The sequence below is a fragment of the Streptococcus sp. Z554 genome, from assembly GCF_053010305.1.
On record NZ_JBRKNV010000001.1, the window covers coordinates 100,370 to 114,354 of the forward strand.

Genomic DNA, 13,985 nt, shown 5'->3' on the forward strand with positions numbered 1-13,985 from the left:
AATGGTAGAACCTAAGTATAAACGTATCTTAATCAAGCTATCTGGTGAAGCCCTTGCTGGCGAACGTGGTATCGGGATTGATATCAAGACCGTCCAAAGTATGGCCCAAGAAATCAAGGAAGTTCACGAGCTAGGAATTGAAATTGCTTTGGTTATCGGTGGTGGAAACCTTTGGCGTGGAGAACCTGCAGCAGAAGCTGGGATGGATCGTGTTCAAGCGGATTACACTGGAATGCTTGGGACAGTTATGAATGCTCTTGTGATGGCAGATTCATTGCAACAAGCTGGTGTTGATACTCGTGTACAAACAGCTATTGCCATGCAACAGGTAGCAGAGCCTTATATTCGTGGACGTGCCCTTCGCCACCTTGAAAAAGGACGTATTGTTATCTTTGGCGCAGGAATTGGTTCACCTTACTTCTCTACAGATACAACAGCGGCTCTTCGTGCAGCTGAGATTGAAGCGGACGCTATTTTGATGGCTAAAAATGGTGTCGACGGTGTCTACAATGCAGATCCTAAGAAAGATAAAACTGCTGTTAAATTTGAAGAATTGACTCACCGTGATGTGATCAATAAAGGTCTCCGTATCATGGATTCAACGGCTTCAACTCTATCAATGGATAATGACATTGACTTGGTTGTCTTTAATATGAATCAGCCTGGCAATATTAAACGTGTTGTATTTGGTGAAAATATCGGAACAACAGTTTCAAACAATATCGAAGAAAAGGAATAAGAAAAATATGGCTAACGCAATTGTAGAAAAAGCTAAAGAGAGAATGACTCAATCTCACCACTCACTTGCGCGTGAGTTTGGTGGTATCCGTGCAGGTCGTGCGAACGCAAGCTTGCTTGACCGTATCAACGTTGAATACTATGGTGTCGAAACACCTCTGAACCAAATTGCTTCTATCACCATTCCTGAAGCGCGTGTTTTGTTGGTAACACCATTTGATAAATCTTCTTTAAAAGATATCGAACGTGCCTTGAATGCTTCAGACCTTGGTATCACGCCAGCTAACGATGGTTCTGTTATTCGCTTGGTAATCCCAGCTCTTACAGAAGAAACTCGTCGCGATCTCGCTAAAGAAGTGAAAAAAGTTGGTGAAAATGCTAAAGTAGCTATCCGTAACATTCGCCGTGATGCTATGGATGAAGCTAAAAAACAAGAAAAAGCTAAAGAAATCACTGAAGATGAATTGAAGACTCTTGAAAAAGATATTCAAAAAGCGACAGACGATGCTGTTAAACACATCGACGACATGACTGCCAATAAAGAAAAAGAAATCTTGGAAGTCTAAAAAATAAACAGAAAAACTCAGTTGGCATTGCTGGCTGAGTTTTATTCGAAAGAAGGAAACATGAATACAAATCTTGCAAGTTTTATCGTTGGACTTATCATCGATGAAAATGACCGTTTTTACTTTGTTCAAAAGGATGGTCAAACATACGCTCTTGCTAAGGAAGAAGGTCAGCATTCAGTTGGTGATACGGTCAAAGGTTTCGCCTACACGGATATGAAGCAAAAACTTCGCTTGACGACCCTAGAAGTGACTGCGACCCAGGATCAATTTGGTTGGGGAACAGTAACAGAAGTTCGTAAGGATTTGGGTGTCTTTGTGGATACAGGACTTCCTGACAAGGAAATCGTTGTGTCACTGGATATCCTACCTGAACTCAAAGAGCTCTGGCCAAAGAAGGGCGATAAGCTCTATATTCGTCTAGATGTAGATAAGAAGGACCGTATTTGGGGAATCTTGGCTTATCAGGAGGACTTCCAACGACTAGCACGTCCAGCCTATAATAACATGCAGAATCAAAACTGGCCTGCAATTGTTTATCGTCTCAAGCTGTCAGGTACCTTCGTTTATTTACCGGAGAATAACATGCTGGGCTTTATTCATCCAAGTGAGCGTTATGCAGAGCCTCGTTTGGGGCAGGTGTTAGATGTACGTGTCATTGGTTTCCGTGAGGTGGATCGTACACTTAATCTTTCACTAAAACCTCGCTCTTTCGAGATGTTAGAGAATGATGCACAAATGATTTTGACCTACTTGGAAAGCAACGGTGGATTTATGACCTTAAATGACAAATCTTCACCAGATGACATTAAAGCAACTTTTGGTATCTCAAAAGGTCAATTTAAAAAGGCGCTTGGTGTTTTAATGAAAGCTGGAAAAATTAAACAAGACCAGTTTGGTACGGAGTTAATTTAGGGAGGCTTATGCGAAAATCATTTTATACTTGGCTGATGACAGAGCGCAATCCTAAAAGTAATAATCCTAAAGCAATTTTAGCGGATCTTGCCTTTGAGGAGTCAGCTTTCCCAAAACATACCGATGATTTTGATCAAGTCAGTCGATTTTTAGAAGAACATGCCAGTTTTTCCTTTAATATGGGAGACTTCGATCGTATCTGGCAGGAATATTTAGAACATTAAAATGGCAGAGGTATTAGGGATAGCAATTTCTAAATGCCTTTGCTATAATAAAAAGAAATTAAAGAGTTAGAGAGGTTCTTTGTTTGAAGGAACATTCAATAGACATTCAGTTAAGTCATCCAGATGACCTGTTTCATCTTTTTGGTTCCAATGAACGCCACCTTCGTTTGATGGAGGAAGAGTTAGATGTTATCATCCATGCCCGTACAGAGATTGTACAAGTTTTGGGAGAGGAGTCTTCTTGTGAAGAAGCACGACAGGTTATACAAGCCTTGATGGTCTTGGTCAATCGTGGTATGACTGTCGGAACTCCAGATGTGGTGACAGCCATTAATATGGTGAGAAATCATGAAATCGATAAATTTGTTGCCCTCTATGAAGAAGAAATCATCAAGGACAATACTGGTAAGCCTATTCGTGTGAAGACACTGGGGCAAAAACTTTATGTTGATAGTGTTAAGAATCACGACGTTACCTTTGGAATTGGGCCTGCTGGTACGGGTAAGACATTTCTAGCAGTGACTTTGGCAGTGACAGCTCTCAAACGTGGCCAAGTCAAGCGTATTATCCTGACTCGTCCAGCAGTAGAAGCTGGAGAAAGCTTGGGATTTCTTCCAGGAGATCTTAAGGAAAAGGTTGATCCTTATCTTCGTCCTGTATACGATGCCTTATATCAGATTTTAGGGAAAGACCAAACAACTCGTCTCATGGAGCGAGAAATTATTGAGATTGCACCATTGGCCTATATGCGTGGTCGTACCTTGGATGATGCCTTTGTCATTTTGGATGAAGCACAAAATACAACGATCATGCAGATGAAGATGTTCTTGACACGTTTAGGCTTTAATTCTAAAATGATTGTCAATGGGGATATTAGCCAGATTGACCTGCCGCGTAATGTTAAATCAGGTTTGATTGATGCCCAGGAAAAACTTAAGAATATTCACCAGATTGACTTTGTACACTTCTCAGCCAAGGATGTGGTTCGCCATCCAGTCGTTGCTCAGATTATCAGAGCCTATGAACCTCGACCTGTCAAAGCTGAAGAAAATCAAGAAGAAACAGAATAAAGAAAAAGAGAGTGGGACAGAAATCGGTAATTCGTTAGAATTCGATTTCGTCGTCCCACCTCCGCACAGTTGAGTAGGACTGTAAAAGCTGATGAAATCAGCGCAGTAGAGCCCACTCAACCACTGCGTCTTGCTCGACAATCCAAAGACAAATGAGAGGCTAGGACTTTTGTCCCAGCCTCTTATTTTTGTAGTTTTAATTTATAAATCATTTTAAACAAGTTCACTGATAGGTGTAAAGTCACGTTCTAAACCTTCAGCAACTGGTTGACTTGTAAGTTGACCTTGATAAGTTGTTACACCTTCAAGCAAACCAGCATCTTCAAGGATTGCTTTCTTAAATCCTTTTCCTGCCAAGGCTTCGATATATGGAAGTGTCACATTTGTAAGGGCGATAGTAGAAGTACGAGCAACAGCTCCAGGAATGTTAGCAACTGCATAGTGAAGAACACCGTGTTTTTCATAGACAGGCTCATCGTGGGTTGTCACACGGTCAGCCGTTGCGATAACACCACCTTGGTCTACAGCAACGTCTACGATAACAGAACCAGGCCGCATTTGTTGGACCATGTCATCTGTTACTAATTTCGGAGCTTTAGCACCAGGAATCAATACTGCACCGATAACAACGTCTGCTTCACGCACACTTGCTTCGATATTAAATGGGTTAGACATGAGGGTTTGGATTTGGTGACCAAAGACATCTTCAAGGACTGAAAGACGCTTAGCGCTGATATCAAGAATGGTTACTTGAGCGCCTAAACCAAGAGCGATACGTGCTGCGTGTGTCCCAACGACACCGCCACCGATAATAGTGACTTTTCCTTTTGGAACACCAGGAACACCACCGAGTAGAACTCCTGAACCACCAGCTTGTTTAGTCAAGAAGTGAGCCCCGATTTGGACAGCCATACGACCTGCAACCTCACTCATTGGAACCAATAAAGGAAGTTGACCTTCAGTATCGCGTACCGTTTCATAAGCAACACCAGTTGTTTTAGCTGCAAGCATAGCATCTGCTAATTCTGGAGCTGCTGCCATGTGCAAGTAAGTGAAGAGAAGTAGATCGTCACGTAAGAACTGGTACTCACTAGCAAGGGGTTCCTTGACTTTAACAACAAACTCTGCAGCCCATGCTTCAGCAGCAGTTGCGACAATTTCTGCTCCTTGATTTTCATAGTCAGCATCAGTAAACCCTGAGCCAAGACCAGCGTTTGTTTCGATGAGGATACGGTGTCCACGACCAACGAGACTCTGTACACCAGCAGGTGTCAAAGCAACACGATTTTCATTATTTTTAATTTCCTTTGGAATTCCAATTAGCATAGAGATTTGCTCCTTATTAAAACTCTGGATTCTTATATTAAATCATCACGGGAAGAACCCAGTCTTTTCTTGTGATGTTCTTATTTTATATGAAACCGTTGTAAATTGCAAGAAAAACTTGTAAACCTATTTCTTTTATGTTATTCTTTTAAAAACCTATTTTGGGAGGTGAAATGATGGAATCACTATTTATCAAACTAGCGAAGCATCCCGTTATCGAAACTGAACGTTTGGTTCTAAGACCTGTGACATTGGGTGATGCAGAAGCTATGTTTGAGTATGCTTCAGATAAAGAAAATACGCGCTATACTTTTCCAACCAATCAAAGTTTAGAGGAAACCAAGAACAATATTGCTCAGTTTTATCTAGCCAGTCCCTTGGGTCGATGGGGAATAGAACTTAAAAATACAGGAGAGTTTATCGGAACTATTGATTTGCACAAGGTGGATACTGTTCTCAAGAAGGCATCCATTGGCTACATTATCAATCAAAAATATTGGAATCAAGGTTTGACGACAGAAGCCAATCGAGCTGTCATTAAACTGGCCTTTGAAGAAATCGGAATGAATAAGTTGACAGCCCTTCACGATAAGGATAATCCTGCGTCAGGCAAGGTCATGGAGAAATCAGGCATGCGCTTCTCCCACGAAGAACCATATGCTACTATGGACCAGCATGAAAAAGGTCGTATCGTGACAAGAGTTCATTATATCTTGACCAAGGAAGGATATTTTGCAAATAAGTAAGCAGTTGAAAAATTTTTTCAGCCGTTTTTTTCTTTCTCTTACGAATAAGCTAAGAGAGGAGAAAATATGGAAGAACTTATTGAGAAAATAAAAGAATACAAAATCATTGTCATCTTTGCTGGTTTGGGCTTGGTATTGGGTGGATGTTTACTCCTGAAGCCATCAACTCAAGCACCTGCTAAGGAAACAAACTTTCAAGCTGAAGTTACAACTGTTTCAAAGGATTCAGCTAGCGAAAAAGAGGAGAAGAGCCAGAAATCGGAGACAGAAGAGGTGGTGGAGCAAGATCTGATTACTGTCGATGTCAAAGGTGCCGTCAAATCACCTGGAATCTATGATTTGCCAGTTGGAAGTCGGATCAATGATGCTGTTCAAAAAGCGGGTGGACTTACAGAAAATGCTGATAGTAAGTCTATCAATCTCGCCCAGAGAATTAGTGATGAAGCACTTGTTTATGTTCCGACCAAGGAAGAAACAGCTAACCAAGATCCTCATTCAAATGCTTCTAACAACAAAGAAAACAAGAAAGTCAATCTCAATAAAGCCAGTTTAGAGGAGCTAAAACAGGTTAAGGGATTGGGAGGCAAACGTGCTCAGGACATCATCGACCACCGCGAAACCAATGGTCAGTTCAAGTCTGTTGATGACCTCAAGAAAGTTTCGGGGATTGGTGCTAAGACAGTAGAAAAGTTAAAAGAATATGTCACAGTGGATTAGTCGCCTACCCATCCCCAAAATCTATCTCAGTTTTCTACTATTATGGCTCTATTATGCAATCTTTTCAGCAAGTGTGTTAGCGCTTTTTGGTTTTGTCTTTTTACTATTTTGTCTCTTTTTCCAATTTCCATGGAAGACTGTGACCAAGGTTCTCTTGATTTGTGGACTGTTTGCTAGCTGGTTTTTATTTCAGAAATGGCAGCAAGAAGTAGCTAGTCGTAGCCTTGTTGCCTCGGTTGATACAGTGCGAATATTGCCTGATACCATCAAGGTGAATGGAGATAGTCTATCCTTTCGTGGAAAGGCTGATGGTAGACTCTATCAAGTCTATTATAAGCTCCAGACAGAATCTGAGAAGGAAAAATTTCAAGAGTTATCTGACTTGCACGAAATGGTAGTGAAAGGAAAACTAGCTAGTCCTCAAGGAGCAAGTAATTTTGCTGGTTTTGATTATCGAAACTATCTCAAAACTCAGGGGATTTATCAGACCTTGACCATATCTGAAATTGTCGAATCAAGGAAAATATCTAGTTGGGATATAGGGGAAAATCTATCAAGCTTGCGGAGAAAAGCAGTCGTTTGGATAAAAAGGAATTTTCCCGACCCCATGCGCAATTATATGACAGGTCTTTTATTGGGACATTTAGATACAGACTTTGAAGAAATGAATGAACTCTACTCAAGTTTAGGGATTATTCATCTCTTTGCATTATCTGGTATGCAGGTTGGTTTCTTCATGGATGCTTTTAAGAAGTTACTATTGCGTTTGGGCTTGACGCAAGAAATGTTCAAATGGATAGCCTATCCATTTTCCTTAGTTTATGCAGGTTTAACAGGATTCTCTGCTTCTGTTATTAGAAGCCTCTTACAAAAACTTTTGGCTCAACATGGCTTTAAGTCACTCGATAATTTTGCTCTGACAGTCCTAGTCTTATTCATTGTGATGCCGAATTTCTTCCTAAGTGCTGGAGGAGTGCTCTCCTGTGCCTATGCCTTTATCCTGACCATGACTGGTGAGGAAGTAGAAGGAATAAAAGGTCTAGTGAGAGAGAGTTTCATTATTTCCTTAGGAATCCTGCCGATTCTGTCCTTTTACTTTTCTGAATTTCAACCGTGGTCTATCCTCTTGACCTTTGCTTTTTCATTCTTATTTGATATGGTTTTTTTACCCCTCTTATCGATTCTCTTCTGTCTGTCATGGATATATCCTATTACCCAGGTCAACTTTCTCTTTGAATGGCTGGAAGGAATTATTCGCTATGTTTCTCAGCTATCTACTAGGCCCTTAGTTTTTGGTCAACCTAGTCTTTGGGTTTTGGTATTTCTGTTAATGTCTTTGGCTCTTGTCTATGATTATCGTAAACATTTGAATAAAATACCGATCATTGTCCTATTTGCCCTATCTCTCTTTTTTGTAACCAAACACCCACTGGAAAATGAAATCACGGTCTTAGATATGGATCAGGGAAGAAGCATTTTCCTAAGAGACATGACAGGAAAGACCATCCTACTGGATGTCGGGGAAAAGTCTGAAGTTGAAAAGAAAGAAGTCTGGCAGGAGAAAGTCACCACTAGCACTGCCAAGCGTAGTTTAATCCCTTATCTAAAAAGTAGAGGAGTTGCAAAGATTGATCAGCTTGTGCTAACGACCAGTGAACCTCAGCAACTAGACCATGTGTTAGAAATCAGTAAAGTCTTCGTCTTAGGAGAAATTTTAGTAACTGAAGAAACTCTGTCTAAGCAAGAATTTATGGATGAGCTCAAGCAAAGCAAAGTCAACGTACGTGCTGTCAAAAGAGGAGAGAGCTTATTTGTTTTTGGTAGTAGTTTGGAAGTAATCCCAACTCAAGACAAGAATAAAAATGACTCAATAGCCATGTATGGAAAACTACTAAATCAAACTTTTCTAGTTACTGGAAATATAGAGGAGAAATCCCTAACTAACTATGATCCCAAATTCCAAGCAGATGTTGTGATCACTCATCAGCCATCATCTAAGAAAAAGACTGATACCGAGGTCTATAAAACTTTACAACCCAAAATGACTGTCATGTCGGTAGACAAGAAGAAAAAATTTAAAGTAATTAACCAAGAAGATAAAGAAGTTGAGAATGCAATCTACAGAACAGATAAAAAGGGAGCCATTCGTTTTAAAGGCTGGAACACTTGGAAATTAGAAACCGTTCGATAAATTTGGACATTCCTAGAAAATTAAAATTGTCTAAACAATCAATCAAAACTTGATTTTAGAACCTTTTTGCTATAAAATGGTAAAGATTAGTGTCAAACTTTTATATTGCAAATAGGAGAAAACATGACAAAAACTTTGAAACGTCCTGAGGTTCTATCACCTGCAGGGACTCTAGAAAAATTGAAAGTAGCTGTTCAATATGGAGCAGATGCTGTCTTTATCGGTGGTCAGGCCTATGGTCTTCGTAGCCGTGCAGGGAACTTCACTTTTGAGCAGATGGAAGAAGGGGTTCAGTTTGCGGCTAAATATGGCGCTAAGGTATATGTAGCAGCGAATATGGTTATGCACGAAGGAAATGAAGAAGGCGCTGGAGAATGGTTCCGTAAACTACGTGACATTGGTATTGCTGCGGTTATCGTATCAGATCCAGCCTTGATTATGATTGCAGCAACGGAAGCCCCAGGACTTGAAATTCACCTGTCAACACAAGCTAGTGCGACTAACTATGAAACATTAGAATTCTGGAAAGAACTTGGCTTGACTCGTGTCGTTTTGGCGCGTGAGGTTTCCATGGAAGAATTGGCGGAAATTCGTAAACGTACAGACGTGGAGATTGAGGCCTTTGTCCACGGAGCGATGTGTATCTCATACTCTGGTCGTTGTACCCTTTCTAACCACATGAGTATGCGCGATGCCAACCGTGGTGGATGTTCTCAATCTTGTCGTTGGAAATACGATCTTTATGACATGCCATTCGGTAGAGAACGTAAGAGCCTTAAGGGAGAAATTCCTGAAGAATTCTCTATGTCAGCTGTTGATATGTCGATGATTGACCATATTCCAGATATGATTGAAAATGGCGTGGACAGTCTGAAGATTGAAGGCCGTATGAAGTCCATCCACTATGTTTCAACAGTGACAAACTGCTACAAGGCTGCCGTTGATGCTTACCTTGAGAGCCCTGAAAAGTTTGAGGCTATCAAGCAAGACTTGATTGATGAAATGTGGAAGGTAGCTCAACGTGAATTGGCTACAGGATTCTACTACGGAACACCATCTGAAAATGAACAACTGTTCGGTGCTCGTCGTAAGATTCCAGAATACAAGTTTGTTGCAGAAGTAGTAGCTTATGATGATGCTACACAAACAGCAACTATTCGTCAACGGAATGTTATCAATGAAGGTGACCAAGTTGAGTTCTACGGACCAGGTTTCCGTCATTTTGAAACTTATATCGAAGACCTTCATGATGCTAAAGGTAACAAAATTGACCGTGCACCAAATCCAATGGAACTTTTGACTATCAAGGTTCCTCAGCCAGTACAAGCAGGTGATATGGTCCGTGCTTTGAAAGAAGGTCTGATTAATCTATACAAAGAAGATGGAACAAGCGTCACAGTTCGTGCCTAGATAAGGATGAAATAATGGTTCAAGCTCAGGGCTTACTAGTTGATGATGAAAGCAGATGTGTTCATTATCATAGTGACAAAGATATCGTAGCCCTTCAGTGCTATGATTGTAAGAAATACTACGCCTGTTATCGGTGTCACAATGATTTAGAAACACATACATTTAGTCCTTATCCTTTAAATCTGAAAGAGGATAGACCAATCAACTGTGGTTCCTGTGGAAATACACTAACCTATGTGGAGTATGCCGAGAAGGGAACTTGTCCATTTTGTAATGCTGTATTTAATCCAGCTTGCCAGAGTCATCATTCAATTTATTTCAGATGAGAAATGCTAAATCCGAGTTGTAAAACTCGGATTTTTGTTTTCAGAAAACAAAGAAAGATAGTGAAAGTGTCGTGAAATGGGAATAAAATTTTCTATATAATCGTCTTGAAAATCGTAAAATTGGAAATAAATGATTCGAAACGCTTCCATTACAAGCAAAAAGTTGACAAAAGCAGATTTTAGGACTAAACTAGGGATGTAAATTTAATTTAAAAAAGGAGAATTCGTCATGAATTTAACATTTTTCGGACTTTGTCTTGCCTGTATGGGTGTATCTATTGCAGAAGGATTGATTATGAGTAATCTCTTTAAATCTGCAGCTCGTCAACCTGAAATTATTGATCAATTACGTAGCCTTTTGATTCTTGGTGTTGCCTTTGTAGAAGGTACCTTCTTTGTAACCTTGGCGATGGCATTTGTCATTAAATAGACAACTCTATTTAGAAATGGAGGTGTCAAACCATGGAAGAAAGTTTGAATCCAACCGTTAATATTGGACCAATATCCTTTGATTTGACCCTGCTTGCCATGTCTCTTGTAACTGTTTTGATGGTTTTTGCCTTTGTCTATTGGGCAAGTCGAAAAATGACCATCCGTCCCAAGGGCAAACAAAATGCTCTTGAGATGATTTATGACTTTGTGGTTAGTTTTGCAAAACCAAACATTGGAGATTCATACATCAAGGACTATTCCTTGTTCCTATTTTCTCTATTCTTGTTTATCTTGGTTGCCAATAATATTGGTTTAATGGCAAAAGTACAAACAACAAACGGTTATAACTTGTGGACTTCTCCAACAGCCAACCTTGGATACGATTTATCCCTCTCATTCTTGATCACTTTGATCGCCCATGTAGAAGGAGTTCGTCGTAGAGGCGTTAAAGAATATTTGAGAGCATTTGTTACACCTGGCTTTATGACTCCGATGAACATCTTAGAAGAGTTCACCAATTTTGCTTCCTTGGCGATTCGGATCTACGGAAATATTTTTGCCGGTGAGGTCTTAGCTGGATTGCTATTAGCCTTGTCACAATATGCTTTGTATTGGTATCCTTTTGCCTTTATCGCAAACATGTTATGGACTGCCTTTTCAATTTTCATTTCATGTATTCAGGCTTATGTATTTACCATGTTGTCATCTATGTACATTGGTAAAAAAATAAATGAAGGGGAAGAGTAAGTAGAGGAGGATTAGAAGATGGATTTAACTATTAGTACCATTATCGGTGACTTTATTCTTATCGCTGGTTCCTTCCTTTTATTGATCTTTTTAGTGAAAAAATATGCTTGGGGAAATATTTCCAGCATTTTGGATGAACGTGCTAAAAAGATTTCTTCAGATATTGATGGTGCCGAGGAAGCCCGTAAAAAGGCTGAGGAACTAGCTAGCAAACGTGAAGCTGAGTTAGCAGGTAGCCGTACCGAAGCTAAAACGATTATCGAGAATGCAAAGGAAACTGCAGAGAAAAGTAGAGCCGATATTTTAGCCGAAGCTAAACTTGAAGCAGGCCGCTTAAAAGAAAAAGCCAACCAAGAAATTGCTCAAGATAAAGCTGAAGCTTTACAAAGTGTTAAGGGAGATGTGGCAGACTTGACAATCAGTCTAGCTGGAAAAATTATCTCTAAAAACCTTGACAGTCAGGGCCATAAAGAACTCATTGATCAGTATATCGATCAGCTAGGAGAAGCTTAATGGACAAAAAGACTTTAAAGGTAATTGAAAAATACAGCATGCCTTTTGTCCAATTGGTGATTGAAAAAGGAGAAGAAGACTCTATTTTTTCAGACTTGACTCAAATCAAGCAAGTTGCTGAAGAAACTGGCTTACCTATTTTTTTATCTCAAGTGGAGGTAGATGAGTCGGATAAAGAAAAAACAGTTCGTTTTTTCCAAGGTTCTGTGTCACCTTTAATGCAAAACTTTATCGAGGTTCTGCTTTACAATCATCGATCCAATCTTTTTTATGATGTGATTGTAGATTGCTTGAATCGTCTTGAAAAAGAAACCAATCGTTTTGAAGTGACTATTTTGTCTGCACATCCTTTGACTGACGAACAGAAAGAACGCCTCCTTCCTCTAATCGAGAAGAAGATGTCTTTAAAGGTTCGTAGTATTAAGGAAAAAATCGACGATAGTTTAATCGGTGGTTTTGTTATTATTGCCAATCACAAGACAATTGATGTGAGTATTAAACAACAACTTAAAGTTGTTAAGGAAAATTTGAAATAGAAAGTGGTGTTCTTTTGGCAATTAACGCACAAGAAATCAGCGCTTTAATTAAGCAACAAATTGAAAATTTCAAACCTAATTTTGATGTGACTGAAACTGGTGTTGTAACCTACATCGGGGACGGGATTGCGCGTGCTCATGGCCTTGAAAATGCCATGAGTGGTGAGCTGTTGATTTTTGAAAATGGCTCATATGGTATGGCGCAAAACTTAGAGTCAACGGATGTTGGTATCATCATTCTTGGTGATTTTACAGATATTCGTGAAGGCGATACTATTCGTCGTACGGGTAAAATCATGGAAGTCCCTGTTGGTGATAGCTTGATTGGACGTGTTGTGGATCCTCTAGGTCGTCCAGTGGATGGTTTGGGTCCGATTAACACAGATAAGACTCGTCCCGTTGAAGCACCAGCTCCTGGTGTTATGCAACGTAAGTCTGTCTCAGAACCATTGCAAACAGGTTTGAAAGCTATTGACGCCCTTGTACCAATTGGTCGTGGTCAACGTGAGTTGATTATCGGTGACCGTCAAACAGGGAAAACTACCATCGCAATTGACGCTATCTTGAACCAAAAAGGTCAAGATATGATTTGTATCTATGTTGCGATTGGTCAAAAAGAATCAACAGTTCGTACACAAGTAGAAACACTTCGTCAATACGGAGCCTTGGATTACACAATCGTTGTGACAGCTTCAGCTTCACAGCCTTCACCATTGCTCTTCCTTGCACCTTATGCTGGTGTTGCCATGGCAGAAGAGTTCATGTACCAAGGTAAGCATGTCTTGATCGTTTATGATGACTTATCTAAACAAGCAGTAGCCTATCGTGAACTTTCCCTTCTTCTTCGTCGTCCACCAGGACGTGAAGCCTTCCCAGGGGATGTCTTCTACCTTCACAGCCGTCTACTTGAGCGTTCTGCTAAAGTATCTGATGAACTTGGTGGTGGATCTATCACGGCTCTTCCATTTATCGAGACACAAGCTGGAGATATCTCAGCTTATATCGCTACAAACGTAATCTCTATTACGGATGGACAAATCTTCCTAAGTGATAGTCTCTTTAATGCGGGTATTCGCCCAGCCATTGATGCAGGTTCTTCTGTATCTCGTGTTGGTGGTTCAGCTCAGATTAAAGCGATGAAGAAGGTTGCGGGTACTCTTCGTATCGACCTTGCTTCATACCGTGAGTTAGAAGCCTTCACTAAGTTTGGTTCAGACTTGGATGCTGCTACTCAAGCTAAATTGAACCGTGGTCGTCGTACTGTAGAAGTATTGAAACAACCAGTTCATAAACCACTACCTGTTGAGAAACAAGTAACCATTCTGTATGCCTTGACTCATGGATTCTTAGATACTATATCAGTTGATGATATTGTTCGTTTTGAGGAAGAATTCCATGCCTTCTTTGATGCGCAACATCCAGAGATTTTGGAAACTATTCGTGAAACAAAAGACTTGCCAGAAGAAGCAGTCTTGGATGCTGCGATTACTGAGTTTCTCAACCAATCCAGCTTCCAATAAGAATAGAG

General features: G+C 40.2%; 16 protein-coding genes. 15 read left to right on the top strand and 1 reads right to left on the bottom strand.

Annotated elements, in window-relative coordinates:
• The first annotated feature begins 1 nt into the window (after position 1).
• From pyrH to ACVC7R_RS00580, 5 genes are all read left to right on the top strand, one after another.
• Positions 2-739 carry a UMP kinase gene (pyrH, locus tag ACVC7R_RS00560; RefSeq protein ID WP_251935742.1) on the top strand — a complete coding sequence of 246 codons (738 nt, stop codon included), beginning with the start codon at positions 2-4 and terminating at the stop codon, positions 737-739.
• Positions 740-746: 7 nt separating this feature from the next.
• A complete protein-coding gene (frr, locus tag ACVC7R_RS00565; protein WP_074324176.1) occupies positions 747-1,304 on the top strand; it encodes a ribosome recycling factor in 558 nt (185 codons plus the stop codon).
• 60 nt (positions 1,305-1,364) lie between these two features.
• Positions 1,365-2,219 carry an RNA-binding virulence regulatory protein CvfB gene (gene cvfB / locus ACVC7R_RS00570; protein WP_447263063.1) on the top strand — a complete coding sequence of 285 codons (855 nt, stop codon included), beginning with the start codon at positions 1,365-1,367 and terminating at the stop codon, positions 2,217-2,219.
• An 8-nt stretch (positions 2,220-2,227) separates the two neighbouring features.
• The gene (locus ACVC7R_RS00575) at positions 2,228-2,443 is read left to right on the top strand and encodes a YozE family protein (RefSeq protein WP_447263064.1); all 216 of its coding nucleotides are present in this window, start codon (positions 2,228-2,230) and stop codon (positions 2,441-2,443) included.
• A gap of 83 nt (positions 2,444-2,526) precedes the next feature.
• The gene (locus tag ACVC7R_RS00580; RefSeq protein WP_414339306.1) at positions 2,527-3,513 is read left to right on the top strand and encodes a PhoH family protein; all 987 of its coding nucleotides are present in this window, start codon (positions 2,527-2,529) and stop codon (positions 3,511-3,513) included.
• 213 nt (positions 3,514-3,726) lie between these two features.
• Here the strand turns inward: ACVC7R_RS00580 and ald are convergent, their stop codons facing one another.
• Positions 3,727-4,839: an alanine dehydrogenase gene (ald, locus tag ACVC7R_RS00585; protein ID WP_447263065.1), complete on the bottom strand. Its 1,113-nt coding sequence runs from the start codon at positions 4,837-4,839 to the stop codon at positions 3,727-3,729.
• A 176-nt stretch (positions 4,840-5,015) separates the two neighbouring features.
• Here ald and ACVC7R_RS00590 point away from each other — a divergent pair, with 176 nt between their 5' ends.
• The 10 genes from ACVC7R_RS00590 to atpA all read left to right on the top strand — a co-directional run bounded on the left by ACVC7R_RS00590 (position 5,016) and on the right by atpA (position 13,977).
• The gene (locus ACVC7R_RS00590; protein WP_447263377.1) at positions 5,016-5,585 is read left to right on the top strand and encodes a GNAT family N-acetyltransferase; all 570 of its coding nucleotides are present in this window, start codon (positions 5,016-5,018) and stop codon (positions 5,583-5,585) included.
• A gap of 66 nt (positions 5,586-5,651) precedes the next feature.
• A complete protein-coding gene (locus tag ACVC7R_RS00595; RefSeq protein WP_447263066.1) occupies positions 5,652-6,302 on the top strand; it encodes a helix-hairpin-helix domain-containing protein in 651 nt (216 codons plus the stop codon).
• Positions 6,286-8,493: a ComEC/Rec2 family competence protein gene (locus tag ACVC7R_RS00600; protein WP_447263067.1), complete on the top strand. Its 2,208-nt coding sequence runs from the start codon at positions 6,286-6,288 to the stop codon at positions 8,491-8,493. Before ACVC7R_RS00595 ends, ACVC7R_RS00600 begins: the two co-directional genes overlap by 17 nt.
• A 123-nt stretch (positions 8,494-8,616) precedes the next feature.
• Entirely contained in the window at positions 8,617-9,903 is a 1,287-nt protein-coding gene (locus tag ACVC7R_RS00605) for a peptidase U32 family protein (RefSeq protein WP_447263068.1), read from the top strand.
• 14 nt (positions 9,904-9,917) lie between these two features.
• Complete coding sequence (locus ACVC7R_RS00610; protein ID WP_447263069.1) at positions 9,918-10,229, top strand: CHY zinc finger protein; 312 nt, start codon at positions 9,918-9,920, stop codon at positions 10,227-10,229.
• Positions 10,230-10,458: 229 nt separating this feature from the next.
• Positions 10,459-10,659, top strand: a complete 201-nt coding sequence (locus tag ACVC7R_RS00615) for a F0F1 ATP synthase subunit C (protein WP_004253309.1) — start codon at positions 10,459-10,461, stop codon at positions 10,657-10,659.
• 32 nt (positions 10,660-10,691) lie between these two features.
• Complete coding sequence (gene atpB, locus ACVC7R_RS00620; RefSeq protein WP_447263070.1) at positions 10,692-11,408, top strand: F0F1 ATP synthase subunit A; 717 nt, start codon at positions 10,692-10,694, stop codon at positions 11,406-11,408.
• A gap of 18 nt (positions 11,409-11,426) precedes the next feature.
• Entirely contained in the window at positions 11,427-11,921 is a 495-nt protein-coding gene (gene atpF, locus ACVC7R_RS00625; RefSeq protein WP_447263071.1) for a F0F1 ATP synthase subunit B, read from the top strand.
• A complete protein-coding gene (locus ACVC7R_RS00630) occupies positions 11,921-12,457 on the top strand; it encodes a F0F1 ATP synthase subunit delta (protein ID WP_447263072.1) in 537 nt (178 codons plus the stop codon). Before atpF ends, ACVC7R_RS00630 begins: the two co-directional genes overlap by 1 nt.
• A 14-nt stretch (positions 12,458-12,471) precedes the next feature.
• Complete coding sequence (gene atpA, locus ACVC7R_RS00635; protein ID WP_004253321.1) at positions 12,472-13,977, top strand: F0F1 ATP synthase subunit alpha; 1,506 nt, start codon at positions 12,472-12,474, stop codon at positions 13,975-13,977.
• Positions 13,978-13,985 lie beyond the last annotated feature (8 nt).